At 69.6% G+C, this 17,030-nt stretch carries 13 protein-coding genes; 8 read left to right on the top strand and 5 right to left on the bottom strand.

Translation table 11 applies throughout. From position 1 onward, the window contains the following. The first annotated feature begins 193 nt into the window (after positions 1-193). Positions 194-1,426, top strand: coding sequence for an MFS transporter (locus ACTZQ5_RS12610; protein ID WP_443585538.1), 1,233 nt, complete (start codon positions 194-196; stop codon positions 1,424-1,426). On the opposite strand, the gene ACTZQ5_RS12615 is transcribed toward ACTZQ5_RS12610, so the two are convergent. From ACTZQ5_RS12615 to ACTZQ5_RS12625, 3 genes are read right to left on the bottom strand one after another with little or no spacing between them, the layout of a single operon-like run. After that, on the bottom strand, positions 1,423-2,649 hold the full coding sequence (locus ACTZQ5_RS12615; protein ID WP_443585539.1) for a CmpA/NrtA family ABC transporter substrate-binding protein: 1,227 nt from the start codon (positions 2,647-2,649) through the stop codon (positions 1,423-1,425). The two genes, ACTZQ5_RS12610 and ACTZQ5_RS12615, sit on opposite strands and share 4 nt — an antisense overlap. After that, the gene (locus ACTZQ5_RS12620) at positions 2,646-3,227 is read right to left on the bottom strand and encodes an ANTAR domain-containing response regulator (protein ID WP_443585540.1); all 582 of its coding nucleotides are present in this window, start codon (positions 3,225-3,227) and stop codon (positions 2,646-2,648) included. Before ACTZQ5_RS12620 ends, ACTZQ5_RS12615 begins: the two co-directional genes overlap by 4 nt. Positions 3,228-3,236: 9 nt before the next feature. Next, positions 3,237-4,133, bottom strand: coding sequence for a LysR family transcriptional regulator (locus tag ACTZQ5_RS12625; protein ID WP_443585541.1), 897 nt, complete (start codon positions 4,131-4,133; stop codon positions 3,237-3,239). A gap of 131 nt (positions 4,134-4,264) precedes the next feature. Here ACTZQ5_RS12625 and ACTZQ5_RS12630 point away from each other — a divergent pair, with 131 nt between their 5' ends. Beyond that, positions 4,265-5,392, top strand: coding sequence for an isovaleryl-CoA dehydrogenase (locus tag ACTZQ5_RS12630; RefSeq protein WP_443585552.1), 1,128 nt, complete (start codon positions 4,265-4,267; stop codon positions 5,390-5,392). 121 nt (positions 5,393-5,513) lie between these two features. Then, entirely contained in the window at positions 5,514-7,106 is a 1,593-nt protein-coding gene (locus ACTZQ5_RS12635) for a carboxyl transferase domain-containing protein (protein ID WP_443585542.1), read from the top strand. Positions 7,107-7,123: 17 nt separating this feature from the next. On the opposite strand, the gene ACTZQ5_RS12640 is transcribed toward ACTZQ5_RS12635, so the two are convergent. After that, on the bottom strand, positions 7,124-7,546 hold the full coding sequence (locus ACTZQ5_RS12640; RefSeq protein ID WP_443585543.1) for an endonuclease domain-containing protein: 423 nt from the start codon (positions 7,544-7,546) through the stop codon (positions 7,124-7,126). A gap of 83 nt (positions 7,547-7,629) precedes the next feature. Between ACTZQ5_RS12640 and ACTZQ5_RS12645 the strand changes: the two genes are divergently transcribed. The 4 genes from ACTZQ5_RS12645 (at position 7,630) to ACTZQ5_RS12660 (ending at position 13,291) form a co-directional block, all read left to right on the top strand. Continuing rightward, positions 7,630-8,118, top strand: a complete 489-nt coding sequence (locus ACTZQ5_RS12645; RefSeq protein WP_443585544.1) for a nuclear transport factor 2 family protein — start codon at positions 7,630-7,632, stop codon at positions 8,116-8,118. 172 nt (positions 8,119-8,290) lie between these two features. Next, positions 8,291-10,135 carry an acetyl/propionyl/methylcrotonyl-CoA carboxylase subunit alpha gene (locus tag ACTZQ5_RS12650; RefSeq protein WP_443585545.1) on the top strand — a complete coding sequence of 615 codons (1,845 nt, stop codon included), beginning with the start codon at positions 8,291-8,293 and terminating at the stop codon, positions 10,133-10,135. Continuing rightward, the gene (locus tag ACTZQ5_RS12655) at positions 10,135-10,587 is read left to right on the top strand and encodes a MaoC family dehydratase (RefSeq protein ID WP_443585546.1); all 453 of its coding nucleotides are present in this window, start codon (positions 10,135-10,137) and stop codon (positions 10,585-10,587) included. Before ACTZQ5_RS12650 ends, ACTZQ5_RS12655 begins: the two co-directional genes overlap by 1 nt. Before the next feature lie 223 nt (positions 10,588-10,810). Then, on the top strand, positions 10,811-13,291 hold the full coding sequence (locus tag ACTZQ5_RS12660) for a TonB-dependent receptor plug domain-containing protein (protein WP_443585547.1): 2,481 nt from the start codon (positions 10,811-10,813) through the stop codon (positions 13,289-13,291). On the opposite strand, the gene ACTZQ5_RS12665 is transcribed toward ACTZQ5_RS12660, so the two are convergent. Further along, a complete protein-coding gene (locus tag ACTZQ5_RS12665) occupies positions 13,281-15,671 on the bottom strand; it encodes a DUF3772 domain-containing protein (RefSeq protein WP_443585548.1) in 2,391 nt (796 codons plus the stop codon). The genes ACTZQ5_RS12660 and ACTZQ5_RS12665 overlap by 11 nt on opposite strands. A gap of 107 nt (positions 15,672-15,778) precedes the next feature. On the opposite strand from ACTZQ5_RS12665, the gene ACTZQ5_RS12670 reads away from it, so the two are divergent. Further along, the gene (locus ACTZQ5_RS12670; protein ID WP_443585549.1) at positions 15,779-16,852 is read left to right on the top strand and encodes a LacI family DNA-binding transcriptional regulator; all 1,074 of its coding nucleotides are present in this window, start codon (positions 15,779-15,781) and stop codon (positions 16,850-16,852) included. Positions 16,853-17,030 lie beyond the last annotated feature (178 nt).

Raw genomic sequence — 17,030 nt, forward strand, 5'->3', positions numbered from 1 at the left:
TCCGCGGGGATGACGGAGGAGGGGGCAGCCCTCCACCCTCCACCGTCATCTCCGCGAACGCCGGGCCGCATGGACGCCACCAAATATCAACTAAGTTGTTTCGACGGGGGCGCTTCGACTGTCCGATCTTGCAAGATCAACCGACGCGGCGCAGAAGACCAAACAGCCGGGACGCCACTAAAGGTATGCAGCTATGTCGAAAAACATTCGTGCGACATTGCGTTACATATCGTTCATCGTCTTTGTCGATATGGCTGGCGTTGGATTGATTACGCCGGGTATGCCTCATCTTATCAAGGATTTGGCCCATACCGATCTTGGGCACGCGGCGCAGATCGGCGGCTATGTTCTGGCTTCCTTCGCGGCGATGCAATTCCTGTTCTCACCGATCATCGGCAGTCTCAGCGATCGTTTCGGCCGCCGTCCGGTACTGCTCGTCACCCTCGCATCCTTCGCTGTCGACTATGCGGTAATGGCGATCACGCCGTCGCTGACCTTGCTGGTCATCGGCAGGATGTTGTCCGGCATCACCGGCGCGACGTGGGCGGCGGCCAATTCATGCATTGCAGATGTCGTACCCGCATCGGATCGCGGCAGTGCCTTCGGCACCGTCGGGGCGGCGGGCGCGGCAGGGCTGGTGATGGGACCGGCGATCGGCGGGGTCGCTGCCATGTCCGGGGTTCGGACGCCGTTCGCCGTGGCGGCAGTGCTTGCTGCCGTGGGCGTAGTCGTGGGCTTGCGCACTTTTGCGGAAACCTTGCCCCCCGCCGCGCGGCGCCCCTTCAGCATCGGACGCGCCAATCCGATCGGGGCGCTGCTGGCGACGCGGACCTCGCCTGTCGTTCTGCGATGTTTGGGGGTGCTATTCCTCTGCCAGTTCGCGTTGCAGGCGCAAATCTCGATATGGCCCTATTACGGTCCGGCGGGTTTCGGCTGGACACCGCTGGCGACCGGATTGACGACCGCCTATTACGGCATCCTGATGGTGCTGGTTCGGGCGGTGCTGACCCGAAAGGTCATCGGGCGGATGGGCGCCGCCACGACCGCGCGCTATGCGATCCTGTTCGCCATTCCATCCTATCTGATGCTCGGTTTTGCCAGCCGTACCGGCACGGTCGTGGTCGCGATGACCATCGGGTCGCTGGCCGGCATGACGTTCCCTTCGATCCAGGCGATGATGACCGACAGGGTGCGTGCCGAGGAGCAGGGACAATTGCAGGGGGTGATCGCCGGTTCCGGCGCCCTGACAGCGGTGCTGGCCCCAGCGCCGATGACGTGGTTGTTCGAAGCCCATGTCGACCATCACGGCATCTACCTGCCCGGTGCGCCGTTTCTTGTGGCGGCAGCGCTCATGACGATCGCCGCCATCGTCCTCTGGCGCCTGCCGACAACTGCGAAGGATGTCGGAGGCATCGTCACGGCCTAAGTCTCCAACCCCCGCAAATACCCCGGTATCTCATCCGGATCGAACGCCCTCCCGTCGAAGAACCGGTCGCTCCCCAAGATCAGCCGCCCCTGCGTCGCCCCCACACCCGTCGCCGCCGCGATCGACCCTTCCAGCTTCGAGCTCGCCCCCGGCAGCGTCGCCGACGATCCCGCCAGCGCCGCGCGATACAGGTCCGGCCGGAACACCCCCTCCGCCGCCTTCGCCTCCTCGGACGAGAACGGCGTCCCGTCCCAGCGCGTCATTTGCGAATAGAGCCACGCCGCCTGGCTGCGCCACGGGAAGTTCGCCGCCTCGCGATACTGGAACATGAAATCCGGGATGTGCAGCGCCGCGCCCGCCCGCATCAGCCGCACGCGGTCGGTGATCGCGCGCAGGATCGTTGCCGCCGGGGCATCGCAATATTCCGGCCGCGACAGGATCGCCGCGCTCTCCTCCGCCGTATCCGGCGCGACGAAATGCGCGGCCGCCCGGTGCAGCGCGCGGATCAGCGCCGCCACCTCGTCGCCGCGCTCCGCCATCGTGTCGGCGCGCAGGGCCAGCACCTTCTCCACCCCGCGCCGCCAGATCTGCGCGGTCACCAGCGCGATCCGGCCGACGCCGCGATCCACCGCGATGCTGTTCCACGGCTCGCCGACGCAGATGCCGTCGACCTCGCCCGCCGCCAGCGCGTCGGCGGCGAAGGGCGGGCTGGTGACGACGATCTCCACGTCGCGATCGGGCCGGATGCCGACCGCCGCCAGCCAATAGCGCAGCATGTAATTATGGCTCGAATAGCGATGCACCACGCCGAAGCGCAGCCGCGCGCCCGCCGCGGCCCGCGCCAGCGCCACGGCGCGCAGCCGCGCGCCCAGCGCCACCGGATCGGCGAGTTCCGCATCCAGCGCCACCGCCTCGGCCAGCGCCGTCGAAAGCGTCACCGCATTGCCGTTCAGCCCCAGCACGAACGGCACGGCCAGCGGCACCGCCGGCCGCCCGCGCCCCAGCGTCGTCGCGATGGCGAGCGGCGCGATCAGGTGCGCGGCATCGGTATGGCCATAGAGCAACCGGTCGCGCACCGTCGCCCAGGTCATGTCGCGCACCGGCGCGATGGCGATGCCTTCCGCGGCGGCGAAGCCCTGCTCGCGCGCCAGGATCGGCAGCGCGGCATCGACCAGCGGCAGGAAGCCGATGCGGAACGTCGGCCGATCGGGGGCGAGCGTCACGGCAAATCTCCCATCAGCGCATCGCTGGTGACGATCGCCTCGGCGATCTCGGCGATGCGCCGGTTGGATTGCATCGCATGGCTGCGCAGCAGCGCATAGGCGGCAGGCTCGTCGAGCCCGCGCCGCTTCATCAGGATCGCCTTGGCCCGGTCCACCGCCTGCCGATCGGCCAGCGCGCTCTTCGCCTCGGCCAGTTCGCGCTGCAACCGCGCAAAGGCCTGGAAGCGGCGGACGGCGAGGTCGAGCACGGGCTTGATCCGCTGCTTGGCGAGGCCGTCGACGATGTACGCGGAAACGCCCGCATCCACCGCCGCCGCGGTCGCTTCGGCATCGCTCTGGTCGACGAACATCGCGATCGGGCGGGCGAGCGCGCGGCTCATCGCGAAGAAATCCTCCAGCACGTCACGGCTGGGATTCTCCAGGTTGACCAGCACCACCTCGGGCCGCGCCGCCTCCAGCTGCGCGAGCAGCGGCCCGCCCGGATCGATCAGCGCGAGGTCGCCTAGCCCTGCGTCGCGCAGGCCGTCGGAGATGATCGCCGCGCGCGTCGTGCTGGTGTCGATGATCGCGATCCGCATGGCGGCTGATTATGCCGCTTTGCAGCATGAATCCAAGCCGTCTGCTTCGCGCCGCAGCGCATCGAGCAGCGCGCCATAGCCGACGCTGCGCCGCAGCCGCGGCAGCGCCGCCTCGGGTATGCTGAGGCCGATGCGTCGCACCGGGTCGAACCCGCGCAGGTCAAGCATCGCGATCCCCGGCCCGGCCAGGCTGCGCGGCATCACCGTGATGCCCAGCCCCGCCGCGACATAGGCGGCGGCGCGATCCTCGCTCACCGTGCGCGCGGCCATGAACGGGCGGATGCCGCGCGCGGTGAAGAAGCGGCTGACCAGCGGCAGCACCTCGCAATGACGGCGCACGATCATCGTTTCCGCGGCGATCTCCTCCGCCGACACCGCCGTACCACGGCCAAGCGGATGGCTCTGCGCCATCGCCACGCCATAGCGGTCGCGGCCGATCACCTCCGCCAGGTCGCCGTCGTCCGTCGTCGCCACCAGCAGGGCGTCGATCCGCCCGCGGTCCAGCTTCGCCTGCAACTCGCTCGTCCGGCCCTCGACGATCTCGATCCGCTCGTCGCCGCCCGCAGCGCGCGCCGCGCGCAGCGCCGCCGCCAGCCAGCGCGTCGGCAGCGTCGGGGCGACGCCGATGCGGATCAGCATATGCGGCGACGCCGCGGCGACGGCGCGCTCGGCGGCGACGAAGCCCGCCTCGATGCCGCGCGCGTGCTGCGCGAACTGCGCGCCCGCGTCGGTCAGCCGCACCCGCCGCGTGCTGCGATCGAACAACCGCTGGCCCAGCGCCGCCTCCAGCTTGGCGATGCCCGCCGACAGCGTCGGCTGCGTCACCCGGCACTGCGCCGCCGCCGCGGAAAAGCTGCCGTGATCGACGATGGCCAGGCAATAGCGGATCAGATAGCGGTCGATCATAGATGCCATCTATAGATCACCGCACGCGCTGTCGATTTTTACCCATCCGCCCCGCTGTGCTATCGCACCGGCCAACGACAGGAGCGGATGCTTTGAACGATTTCGATTTCGCCTTGGGCGAGGCGGCGGACATGATCCGCGAGAGCACGCGGCGCTTCGCCACCGACCGCATCGCCCCGCTGGCGGCCAGGATCGACGCCGACGACTGGTTCCCGCGAGACGAGCTGTGGCCGGCGATGGGCGATCTCGGCCTCCACGGCATCACCGTCGAGGAGGAATTCGGCGGCCTCGGCCTCGGCTATCTCGAACATGTCGTCGCGGTCGAGGAGGTCAGCCGCGCGTCGGCCTCGATCGGCCTCAGCTACGGCGCGCATTCCAACCTCTGCGTCAACCAGATCCGCCGCTGGGGCAATCCGGAGCAGAAGGCGAAATACCTGCCCAAGCTGGTCAGCGGCGAACACGTCGGCAGCCTCGCCATGTCGGAAGCCGGCGCCGGCTCCGACGTCGTGTCGATGAAGCTGCGCGCGGCGAAGACCGACAGCGGCTACGTCCTCAACGGCACCAAGTTCTGGATCACCAACGCCGCCTACGCCGATACGTTGGTCGTCTATGCCAAAACGGGGGAAGGGAGCCGCGGCATCACCGCCTTCCTGATCGAGCGCGACATGCCGGGCTTCGGCATCGGGCAGAAGATCGACAAGATGGGCATGCGCGGCTCGCCGACCGCCGAGCTGGTGTTCGACGACTGCCACGTGCCCGCCGAAAACGTCATGGGGCCGGAGAACGGCGGCGTCGGCGTGCTGATGAGCGGGCTCGATTACGAGCGCGCGGTGCTCGCCGGCATCCAATTGGGCATCATGCAGGCCTGCCTCGACGTCGTCGTCCCCTTCGTGCGCGAGCGCAAGCAGTTCGGGCAGCCGATCGGCCAGTTCCAGCTGATGCAGGCCAAGGTCGCCGACATGTATGTCGCGCTCAATTCGGCGCGCGCCTATGTATATGCGGTGGCGAAAAGCTGCGACGCCGGCCGCACCACCCGCTTCGACGCGGCGGGCGCAATCCTCTACGCGAGCGAGAATGCGGTGAAGGTCGCGCTGGAGGCGATCCAGGCGCTGGGCGGCGCCGGCTATACCAAGGACTGGCCGGTCGAACGCTTCATGCGCGATGCCAAGCTGCTCGACATCGGCGCCGGCACCAACGAAATCCGCCGCATGCTGATCGGCCGCGAACTCATCGGCGCCGCGCCGAAGGTGGCACAGTGAGGGGGGGACAGATCAAGCCCCTCCCCTTCAGGGGAGGGGTAGGGGGTGGGGGATGTCTCACCGAGAGCTGCGCTCGCGTCCCCCACCCCAACCCCTCCCCTGAAGGGGAGGGGCTTTGCTGATGGGCCCCGCTCTCCCGACCACCGTCACCCCGGACGGCGAGGTCTTCCAACGCAACGCCGCGCACAACCGCGCACTCGCCGAGCACCTGCGCAGCGACGTCGCCCGCGCCGCCCGCGGCGGCAGCGAGGCATCGCGCGACCGCCACACCGCGCGCGGCAAATTGCTCCCCCGGATGCGCGTCGAACGCCTGCTCGATCCCGGCAGCGCCTTGCTCGAGATCGGCCAGCTCGCCGCCCACGGCCTCTACGACGATGAGGTCCCCGGCGCCGGCGTCATCGCCGGCATCGGCCGCGTCTCCGGCCGGCAGGTGATGGTCGTCTGCAACGATGCGACGGTGAAGGGCGGCACCTATTACCCCCTGACCGTCAAGAAGCACCTGCGCGCGCAGGAGATCGCGCAGGAAAACCGGCTCCCCTGCATCTACCTCGTCGACAGCGGCGGCGCCAACCTGCCGCACCAGGCGGAGGTGTTCCCCGATCGCGAGCATTTCGGCCGCATCTTCTTCAACCAGGCGAATATGTCGGCGCTCGGCATCCCGCAGATCGCCTGCGTGATGGGCAGCTGCACCGCCGGCGGCGCCTATGTCCCCGCCATGTCGGACGAGACGATCATCGTGCGCGGGCAGGGGACGATCTTCCTCGCCGGCCCCCCGCTGGTGAAGGCCGCGACGGGCGAGGTCATCTCGGCCGAGGACCTGGGCGGCGCCGAGACGCACGGCCGCCGCTCGGGCGTCGTCGATCACGTCGCCGAAGACGACGACCACGCGCTCGCCATCGTCCGCGACATCGTCGCGACGCTGCCCGAACAGACCGGGCCCGGTATCGCGCCCGCGCGCGCGCCGCTCTACCCGGCGGAGGACCTCTACGGCATCGTCCCCGACGACGTGCGCGCGCCCTATGACGTGCACGAGGTGATCGCCCGGCTGGTCGACGGTTCGGAGTTCCACGAGTTCAAGGCCTTGTACGGCGCGTCGCTCGTCTGCGGCTTCGCGACCATCCACGGCCTGCCCGTCGCCATCCTCGCCAACAACGGCGTGCTGTTCAGCGAAAGCGCACAGAAGGGCGCGCATTTCATCGAGCTCGCTTGCCAGCGCCGCGTGCCGCTGCTGTTCCTCCAGAACATCTCGGGCTTCATGGTCGGCGGCCGCTACGAGGCGGAGGGGATCGCCAAGCACGGCGCCAAGCTCGTCACCGCGGTCGCCACCGCCAGCGTGCCCAAGATCACCGTGCTGATCGGCGGCAGCTTCGGCGCGGGCAATTACGGCATGTGCGGCCGCGCCTATTCGCCCCGCTTCCTGTTCACCTGGCCCAACAGCCGGATCAGCGTGATGGGCGGCGAACAGGCGGCCAGCGTCCTCGCCACCGTCCACCGCGACGCCGACCGCTGGACGCCGGAGGAAGCCGAAGCCTTCAAGGCCCCCGTCCGCGCCAAGTACGAGGACGAGGGCAACCCCTGGTACGCGACCGCGCGCCTGTGGGACGACGGCATCATCGACCCCGCCCAGACCCGCGACGTCCTCGGCCTGTCGCTCGCCGCCTGCCACAACGCCCCCATCCCCGAACGGCCGTCCTTCGGCCTGTTCCGGATGTGAGGGCAGGGGCCGCGCGCCTATTCCTCCCCAAGCTCTGCTTGGGGAGGGGGACCGCCGGCCGCAGGCCGGTGGTGGAGGGGCAGCCGCGCATTTGCGGCGGCGACGATACCCGCCACCACATTCTCCATCTCCCGAAACACCAGCGCAGCTGGCACGCGCAACGTCCGGATGCCGTGTTCCGCGAGCCACCGGTTTCGTTCGACGTCACGTGCGGGTTGCTCTCCACGATCATGCGCTTCGCCGTCCACTTCGATCGCCAGCCTCGCCGCCGCACAGAAGAAATCGATGGAAAAACGACCGGCGGGATGCTGTCGCCGGAATTTGAGTCCTGCGGGCCGCTGGCGCAGTTCGCACCACAAAGCGACTTCCGCGGGAGACATTTCGCGTCGCAATCGACGCGACCGGCGCACCGTCGCGCCTGGTTTCCTCGGTATCGCCATGGCCCCTCCACCCCCCGGCTGCGCCGGGCGGTCCCCCTCCCCGCGCTGCGCGCAGGGAGGACGATAGCACGAAAGGCCGTTCCATGATGCCCGCCGTCTCTCTCCCCCTTCTCCTCGCCCTGCAATCGGCGGACACGCTGCCGCCGGCCAACCCGTTGCCCTATGCCGATCCCGATGCGGTGGCGGTGATGGCGCCGGTCAACGCGCTGCTCGCCGCGCTGGAGCGCAACGATGGCGCCGCCGTGCTCGCCGCGACGCTGCCCGAAGGCACCGTCACCGTCGCCCGCACCGCGCCCGACGGCACGCCCCAGCGCCGCACCCAGCGCTGGGCGGATTTCGCCGCGACGCTGAGGCCCGATGCCGCCAGGGCCAGCGAACGCCTAGGCGAACCGGCGATCGAGGTCGACGGCGATGTCGCCATGGTCTGGGCATCCTATACGGTCACCGTGGACGGCAAGCCGTCGCACTGCGGCTACAATCTATTCGACCTCGTCCGTGGACCAGCAGGGGCAGGCGGGTGGAGGATCCTCAACGTCACCTATTCGCACCGCACCACCGGATGCCCCGCCTGATGCGCCTGTCCTACACCGCGGCACCTCGGCTATACCGCGCCCGCATGGCCGCGCTCCACGCCTCCGCCGCACGCCTCCCGATCCCCGCGCCGACCCCCGCCGGACCCCGATTCCGGCGCGCACGTAGTGTACACTTCGCCAACTTCCACGCCTCATCCGACCGGAACGCCGCATGATCGAATCGCTGCTCATCGCCAACCGCGGCGAGATCGCCTGCCGCATCATCCGCACCGCGCGCGCGCTCGGCGTGCGCACGATCGCGGTCCATTCCGATGCCGATGCCGGCGCGCTCCACGTCCGCGAGGCGGACCAGGCAGTGGCGATCGGCGGCGCGCGCCCGGCCGACAGCTATCTGATCGGCGACCGCATCATCGCCGCCGCGCGCGAAACCGGCGCGCAGGCGATCCACCCCGGCTACGGCTTTCTCAGCGAGAATGCCGATTTCGCGCAGGCCGTCATCGACGCCGGGCTGATCTGGGTCGGCCCGCGCCCCGCCAGCATCCGCGCGATGGGGTTGAAGGATGCCGCCAAGGCGCGGATGATCGCCGCCGGCGTGCCCGTCACCCCCGGCTATCTCGGCGACGACCAGGGCGAGGCGCGGCTCCGGGCGGAGGCGGACGCGATCGGCTATCCCGTGCTCATCAAGGCGGTGGCCGGCGGCGGCGGCAAGGGCATGCGCCGCGTCGATGCGGCCGCCGACTTCGCCGAAGCGCTCGCCTCGTGCCGGCGCGAGGCGGCCTCGGCGTTCGGCGACGACAAGGTTCTAATCGAGAAATACATCCTCTCGCCCCGCCACATCGAGGTGCAGGTGTTCGGCGACACCCACGGCCATGTCGTCCACCTGTTCGAACGCGATTGCTCGCTCCAGCGCCGCCACCAGAAGGTGATCGAGGAGGCGCCCGCCCCCGGCATGGACGCGGCGACGCGCGAGGCGGTCTGCGCCGCCGCGGTCCGCGCCGCGCAGGCGGTTGACTATGTCGGCGCCGGCACCATCGAATTCATCGCCGACGCCTCCGAGGGCCTGCGTGCCGACCGCATCTGGTTCATGGAAATGAACACCCGGCTGCAGGTCGAGCATCCGGTGACCGAGATGATTACCGGCCAGGATCTGGTCGAATGGCAGCTGCGCGTCGCCAGCGGCGAGGCCCTGCCTTGCGCACAGGACGAGCTCGCCATCACCGGCCATGCGATCGAGGCGCGGCTCTATGCCGAGGACCCGGCGCGCGGCTTCCTGCCCAGCATCGGCCGGCTCGACGCCTTCGATCTCGGCAGCGCCGCGCGCGTCGACACCGGCGTCGAGCAGGGCGCGACGATCACCCCCTTCTACGACCCGATGATCGCCAAGGTCATCGCCCATGGCGCCACGCGCGAGGAGGCGCGCGAGACGCTCGCCGACACGCTCGATGCCGCGATCGTCTGGCCGCTGCGCAGCAATGCGGGCTTCCTCGTCGAGGCGCTCGATCACCCCGCCTTCGTTGCCGGCACGCTCGACACCGGCCTGATCGCGCGCGAGGGCGAGGCGCTGCTGCCCCCGCCGCTGCCGAGCGAGGAGGTGCTGGCCGACGCCGCCGCGGCGCTCGCCGGCGCCCAGCCGCTCGCCGGCTTTCGCCTCAACGCGGCCCCGCGCAGCATGGCGACGCTGGCGGTCGGCGGCGAACGGGTGGCGGTGGATTTCACGGCCTCCGTCAGGGCTGAGCCTGTCGGCAGGCTGCTCGTCACCGAAGGCGGCCAGACGTGGGAGGTCACGCCCTGGCGCGCCGCCGGTGCCGCGCAGGGCGGGGCAGGGGACGGCGCGATCCTGTCGCCGATGCCCGGCCGCATCATCGCCGTCGACGTGGCCGCGGGCGACACCGTCAGCAAGGGCCAGCGCCTCGTCACGCTGGAGGCGATGAAGATGGAACACAGCCTCGTCGCCCCGTTCGACGGCGTGGTCGCCGAACTTTCCGCAACGCCCGAAGGGCAGGTGACCGAAGGCGCGCTGCTCGTCCGTATCGAAGCGCCGGGGGGAGAGGGCTGATGGCCGGACGTTGCTACGATCAATGGCAGGTCGGCGACCGGCTGGTCCACGACATCCGCCGCACGGTGACGGAGACGGACAACCTCCTCTTCTCCACCATGACCCACAATCCGCAGCCGCTGCACCTCGATGCCGAGGCGGCGCGGGCGAGCGAATTCGGGCAGATTCTGGTCAACGGCACCTTCACCTTCGCGCTGATGGTCGGCCTGTCGGTCGGCGACACGACATTGGGCACGCTGGTCGCCAATCTCGGCTACGACAAGCTGGTGATGCCGAGGCCCGTGTTCCTCGGCGACACGCTACGCGCGGAAAGCGAGGTTGTGGAACTGCGCGACAGCAAGTCGCGCCCCGACGCCGGCCTCGTCACCTTCCGCCACGTCATGCTCAACCAGCGCGACGAGACGGTCTGCCAATGCCTGCGCACCGCCTTGCTCAAGCGGAGCTTGGCTTGACGTTGCCCCCTCGTCATCCCGGACTTGTTCCGGGATCCACCGTGCCGCGCGCCACAAAGTCCATGGGTTTGCCGAACCGTGGATCCCGGAACAAGTCCGGGATGACGAGGGAAGGTTCTTCCGCTGCGCCGCAGCAAAGTTTTTCTTGGAGATCATCCCCCAAGTTAATGGGCTATACCCGTCCGTCCGCTATCCAAGCGCAACGACATCAAAGGGTGACCCCGTGACGATCATCAGCGAACTCCTGCTCGCGGCAAGCTCCGCCGCGCTTGCGGCCCAAGCCGCGCCGGCCCCTGCTCCCGCCCAGCAGGACCAGCCCCCCGCCGTCGCCGAACCGGCGCAGGCCGCGCCCGTCGCCGACGCCGCCACCACCGGCAACGAGGGCGAGGACATCATCGTCACCGGCACCCGCACGCAAGGGCGCAGCCGCCTCGACAGCGTGTCGCCGGTCGACGTGCTGAGCGGCGCCAGCCTGCAGCGGCAGGGGACGACCGAACTCGCCTCGGCGCTCGCCACCATCGCGCCGTCGATCGATTTCCCGCGCCCCTCGGCCAACGACGCCACCGACGCGATCCGCCCGGCGACGCTGCGCGGCCTGTCGCCCGACCAGACTTTGGTGCTCATCAACGGCATCCGCGGCCACACGTCCGCCAACCTCAACACCAACGGCACCGTCGGTCGCGGCTCGGCGGCGGTCGACCTCAACACGATCCCGACCGTGGCGCTCGACCGGATCGAGGTGCTGCGCGACGGCGCCTCGGCGCAATACGGCTCGGACGCGATCGCCGGCGTCATCAACCTGCGCCTGCGCCAAGCCCGCTCGGGCGGCGGCGCGCAGGTCAATTACGGCTTCTACGACACCCAGGTCGATACCGCGCGCGGCAGCCGCCACGTCACCGGCGAACACACCGTCACCGCCTCGGCATGGCAGGGCATCGGCTTCGGCAGCGATGGCTACATCACCATTTCCGGCGAATATCTGAACCGCCGCCCGACCAACCGTGCCGATTTCGATCCGCGCGTGTCGCCGACCCGCGTCACCGGCCGCTACGGCGACCCGGAGGTCGAGCAGTACACCGGCTTCGTCAACGCCGGCACCTCGCTGACCGATCACCTCAGCCTCTATGCGTTCGGCGGCTATCAGGACCGCGACACCCGCGGTGCCGCCTTCCCACGTATCAGACCCGTCGCGCAGACCGCCGCCAACGCGATCACCATCCAGCAGCTCGAGTTAGCGGGCTATCCGAACGGCTTCCTGCCGATCATCAACACCAAGTCGAAGGATATCAATTCCGCCGTCGGCCTGCGCGGCGACGTGTCGGGCTTCGACATCGATCTGTCGGTCAGCTACGGCCGCAACACGGTCGATTTCCGCACGCTCAATTCGGCCAATTACGCCTACGGCTCCGCCACCCCGCGCACCTTCTACGACGGCGCCGTCGCCTACGACCAATATGTCGCCGGCCTCGACGTGACGCGCAAGTTCGACGTGTTCCAGTCGCTCAACCTCGCCTTCGGCATCGAAGGGCGGCGTGAGGGCTACAAGATCAGCCCGGGCGAGCGCGCCTCCTACGATTATCCCGCCGGCGCCACCGATGCGGTCGCGGGGTCCGCGCCCGGTGCGCAAGGCTTCGGCGGCTTCGCCCCGCGCAACGCGATCGAGCGCGCCCGCCGCAGCGGCAGCATCTACGTCGATCTCGAAGCGCAGCTGACTGACAAGCTGCTCCTCGGCATCGCCGGCCGCGGCGAACATTATTCGGACTTCGGCAGCACCGCCAACGGCAAGCTCTCGGCGCGCTACGACTTCGCGCCCTGGTTCGCGCTGCGCGGCACCGCCTCCACCGGCTTCCGCGCGCCCTCGCTCCAGCAGCAATATTTCACCCAGGTCGCCTCGGTCGTGACCAACGGCGTGCCGATCCTCACCGGCACCTATCCCTCGGTCAGCCCGGTCGGCACCGCACTCGGCGGCCTGCCGCTCGAACCCGAAAAGTCGACCAACCTGTCGGTCGGCACGGTGATCCGCGCCGGCGGCTTCGACCTGACGGTGGACGCCTATCGCATCCACATCCGCAACCAGATCGGCCTGTCGGAGAACATCGCCGCAAGCTTCAGCCCGGCGGTCGCCGGCCTGCTGGCGCCGTTCAACGTCTCGGCGGCGCGCTTCTTCATCAACGGCCTCGCCTCGACCACCAAGGGCATCGACGCGGTGGCGCACTACCGGCTGCGCACGGAGAGCGCCGGCGCCTTCGACTTCACCGTCGCCGGCAACATCAACGACGTGAAGGTGACGCGCGTGCCCACCTCCACCGCCACGCTCAACCCCGCGCCGACCCTGTTCGCGCGCAGCCGCATCCTGACGCTGGAGGACGGTACGCCGCAGCAGAAGGTGACCGGCACGATCGACTGGTCGCTCGACCGGCTCGGCGCGCTCGCCCGCGTCACCTATTACGGCGACGTCAACCAGCCCGGCACCACGCCCGCCGCCGACGTCCATACGGGCAAGCACGCGATCACCGACCTCGAACTGCGCTATTCCGCCCCCAAGGGCGCGCAGATCGGCCTGGGGGTGAGCAACCTGTTCGACGTCTATCCGGATCGCCAGATCGCCGCGAACAACTCCACCGGCGTGCTCGGCTTCCCTTATTACTCGCCGTTCGGCTTCAACGGGCGCTACCTCTACGCCCGCGTCGGCATCAACTGGTAGGCGGCAGGTCGGACGAGGAGGGGGCGGGGCCGATCAGCTGCATCTGCTGCGGCACCGTCCCCAGCTCGATCCCCTCCTCGCGCATCCGCCGCAGCAGCGTCAGCAGCACGTTGCTGCGGGCATCGCCGGTCCCGCGCGGACTGGCGACATGTGCGAAGCAATTGAAGTGGATGCGCCCGTCGGCGATCTGGTCGACCATCGCCGATGGCGCCGGCGCATCCAGCACCGCCGGCTCGGCGGTGAAGGTCTCCAGCACGATCGCCCGCACCCGGTCGGCATCGGTGGCGATCGGCACGGAGAACTGCACCTGGATGCGCCCGAGCGGCCCGGCCAGCGTCTTGTTCAGCACCGATTTCGTGATGAGCTCCGAATTAGGTACGATCAGCGTCGAATGGTCGCCCAGTTCGATCTCGGTCGACCGCACGCTGATCCGCTTGACGTCGCCTTCATCGGTGCCGACGCGGATCAGGTCGCCGATCTTGATCGGCCGCTCGGCGAGCAGGATTAGCCCTGAGACGAAGTTGGACGTGATCGCCTGCAAACCGAAACCGATGCCGACCGACAAGGCGGACAGCAGCAGCGCGATCCGTTCCATCCCGATGCCGAGCGAGGCGAGCGCCCACACCACCGCCAGCGCGATGGCCAGATAGCGCGCCACCATCCGAACCGAATTGCGCACGCCCGCATCGAGGTCGGTACTCGGCAGGTAGCGCGTGTCGAGCCAGCCGGTGAACTGCCGGACCAGGAACAGCCCCAGCGCCAGCACCGCGACGAACTGCAGGATCGTGCCGGGCGAGATCGCGACGCCGCCGACCTGCACGCCGCGGGCAAGCGCGCCGACCCGGTCGAGGAACGATCCGAAGCCGGCGCCGAACGGATACAGCAGCAGGCCCAGCGCGATGACGATCACCACCAGCCTCAGCAACGCCGACAGCAGCACGCCGAACTGGTCCACCGCGCTGCCGCCGATCCCCATGCCGTGCCGCAGCGTCAGGCCGATGCGGCTGTCGCGCTGGAACAGGCTGGTGGCGACATCGTCGATCACCACCATCAGCAGATAGGTGCACACCGCGAGCAGCGTCGCCCATAGCACGAATTGCACCACGGTGATCGCCAGCCCGATATAACCGATGAGCAGCGCAAGCGCGGAGCCCGCGGCGACCAGCCACAAGGCCAGCGTCACCGCGCCGACGCCCGCGCTGGTCGCCGCGCCGCTCTCGCTCGTGTCGGTCTGTGCGGCGCGGCTGCGCAGGCGACCGACGATCAGCAGCGTGCCGCAGATCAGGCCAAGCTGGACGACGACCTCCGCCGCCTCCAGCGCCAGCTGCGCTGCGGCGCTCGCGCCGACGGTGGCGTTGAACGCGTCGATGAGGATGACCGCAAAGGCGACGAAGGCGAGCGCCCAGCTGACCGGCCGCAGCGCCGTCGCCGAATCGTCGGTCAGCGGCGCGATCCGCCACGAGGGCTGGTTCGCCATCAGGAAGGCACCGCCGACCGCGACGGTGAAGCCGGCAAAGCCCGCCGCGAGGATCAGCGCGCCCGCCAGCGGCTCCCATGTCGGGGCGAGCAATGCCGACCATCGCAGGCCCTGGACGAACAGAAACGCCGCCGCCGTCGGCATCGCCGTGCCCACGAACACACGCCACAGCGCATTGGCGGACCGGCGCACGCGATGGCCCGGCGCATCGGTGATGAGATAGCGCTGGCCGGCACGACGCAGCATCTGCCGCACCGGAAACAAAAGGGCGAGCGCGAGTACGCCGCCGAACAGCGCGCCGGAGGGAAAGCCGCTCAGCAGGCCGCGGTTGATCTGGATGCTCTCGCGGCTCATCAGCGTGGTGACGCGGCGCATGTCGCGCGGAAAGGCGACGAGCACCGCGTTCCAGAAGCGCGGCGACAGTGGCGAGGCCGCGCGTACGGATATCCGCTGGCTGATCTCGGCCGCCTGGATGCGGTCGATCTCGGCGATCAGCTGCCCCGCCTCCACCACGATCAACTGGCCGCGCTTCACCTTGGAATCGAGCGTGCTACGCGCCGTGGCGAGGTCGCGGCGTTCGGCGCGGATATCAGGTGCCTCCACCACGCCCGCGACCGGCGGCCCCAGCCCGGCGATCTGCGCATCCACCAGCGCCAGCTGCGCGCGAAGCTGGTCGGCCGCGGCCTTGGCGTCGCCCTGCGCGGACAGCGCCTGATCGCGCAGTCGCGATCGCGTGTCGCGGTCGATCTTGTCGTCGAGCGCGCCGTCGACGCTGTTGAGATCCGATTCGGCCTGCGCCAGCTGCTGCGTCGCGGTGACGGTGGGGGATGGCTGGGCGGTGGCGGTCGCGCCGATGCAGAGCAGGATGAGCAGCATCCCCAGCCACCGGCGCATCGTCGTCATTCCCGCGATCCTCTTCGCTCGTCCGTCCGCCGCCCGGTTAGGCGCTGGCGCGCGACAAAGCGAGCGCTGCTCTTGCGGCGCGGGCGCAGCGGCCTATGCGTATCGCCATGGGGAATGAAGGATCAGCGCCGCGCGTCTCGCGCCGTTCGGGAGGCGCGCCGACCATCGCGGACGTGGCGCGCGCAGCCGGCGTGTCGCCGATGACCGTGTCGCGCGTCATCAACGCCGAACGCAATGTCCGGCCGGAGACGCGCGATGCTGTGAAGGCCGCCATCGCCGCGCTGAACTATGCGCCCAATCGCGCCGCGCGCAGCCTGGCCGGGGCGGGTCAGATCAGGATCGGCCTGCTCTACAGCAATCCTTCCAACGGTTACCTGAGCGAATTCCTGCTCGGCAGTCTCGAACAGGCGAGCCGCAGCGACGTGCAGATGGTCATCGAAAAGTGCGAGCTGGGCGATCACGAGCTGGAGGCGGTGCAGCATCTGATCGCCGGCGGCATCGACGGCATCGTCCTGCCGCCGCCCCTGTGCGAGGCGCCGGCGCTGCTCGCGCTGCTGCGCTCCGCCGGCGTGCCGTGCGTCGCCGTCGCCGCCAGCCTGCCGCCCGCCGACCAGCCGGCGATCCGTATCGACGATCGCGAGGCCGCGGCGACGATGACGCGGCACATCATGGACCTGGGCCACCGCCGCATCGGCTTCATCGCCGGCAATCCCAATCTGACCGCGAGCGCCGAACGGCTGGAGGGCTATCGCGCCGCCCTCGCCGCGGCGGGGATCGCCGAGGACCCCGCGCTGATCGTGCCGGGGCTGTTCACCTATCGCTCCGGCCTGGATGCGGCCGAGCGGCTGCTCGACCTCGCTGAGCCGCCGACCGCGATCTTCTCGTCCAACGACGACATGGCGGCAGCGACGGTCGCGGTGGCGCATCGCCGCGGGCTGGGCGTGCCGGCCGACCTCACCGTCTGCGGCTTCGACGATACCACGCTGGCGACGGCGATCTGGCCGGAACTCACCACCATCCATCAGCCAATCGCCGACATGGCGCGCGCCGCGGTCGACCTGCTCGTCGTGACGATCCGCGGACAGGGCGATCCGGAGGGCGCGCCGCACCGCGTGCTCGATTCCGTGCTGATCCGCCGCCAGTCCGATGCCGCTCCGCGTCGCCGCCCCGCCGGTGCTTGACGCGTGGGGGGCAAGCGTTAGCGTTACCAGATGAACCGACCGGCGCGGACCGGCGGGTGAGGGAGGGATGATGAGCGACATCGGCAGGACAGGTGGCGGCGCGACAGGCGCGGGCGGAAGCGTGAACCACGGGTTCATCGCGGCGATCGTCGCGGTGGCGACGATCGGCGGCTTCATG

Source organism: Sphingomonas cellulosilytica, assembly GCF_052321755.1.
In the GTDB taxonomy this organism is placed as follows: domain Bacteria; phylum Pseudomonadota; class Alphaproteobacteria; order Sphingomonadales; family Sphingomonadaceae; genus Sphingomonas.

What these genes read in the sequence shown, in the direction of transcription:
- ACTZQ5_RS12610 (WP_443585538.1), top strand. Translation starts at nt 194, where the DNA reads ATGTCGAAAAACATTCGTGCGACATTGCGTTACATATCGTTCATCGTC.
- ACTZQ5_RS12620 (WP_443585540.1), bottom strand. Translation starts at nt 3,227, where the DNA reads ATGCGGATCGCGATCATCGACACCAGCACGACGCGCGCGGCGATCATC.
- ACTZQ5_RS12625 (WP_443585541.1), bottom strand. Translation starts at nt 4,133, where the DNA reads ATGATCGACCGCTATCTGATCCGCTATTGCCTGGCCATCGTCGATCAC.
- ACTZQ5_RS12630 (WP_443585552.1), top strand. Translation starts at nt 4,265, where the DNA reads ATGATCCGCGAGAGCACGCGGCGCTTCGCCACCGACCGCATCGCCCCG.
- ACTZQ5_RS12635 (WP_443585542.1), top strand. Translation starts at nt 5,514, where the DNA reads ATGGGCCCCGCTCTCCCGACCACCGTCACCCCGGACGGCGAGGTCTTC.
- ACTZQ5_RS12640 (WP_443585543.1), bottom strand. Translation starts at nt 7,546, where the DNA reads ATGGCGATACCGAGGAAACCAGGCGCGACGGTGCGCCGGTCGCGTCGA.
- ACTZQ5_RS12645 (WP_443585544.1), top strand. Translation starts at nt 7,630, where the DNA reads ATGATGCCCGCCGTCTCTCTCCCCCTTCTCCTCGCCCTGCAATCGGCG.
- ACTZQ5_RS12650 (WP_443585545.1), top strand. Translation starts at nt 8,291, where the DNA reads ATGATCGAATCGCTGCTCATCGCCAACCGCGGCGAGATCGCCTGCCGC.
- ACTZQ5_RS12655 (WP_443585546.1), top strand. Translation starts at nt 10,135, where the DNA reads ATGGCCGGACGTTGCTACGATCAATGGCAGGTCGGCGACCGGCTGGTC.
- ACTZQ5_RS12665 (WP_443585548.1), bottom strand. Translation starts at nt 15,671, where the DNA reads ATGACGACGATGCGCCGGTGGCTGGGGATGCTGCTCATCCTGCTCTGC.
- ACTZQ5_RS12670 (WP_443585549.1), top strand. Translation starts at nt 15,779, where the DNA reads ATGGGGAATGAAGGATCAGCGCCGCGCGTCTCGCGCCGTTCGGGAGGC.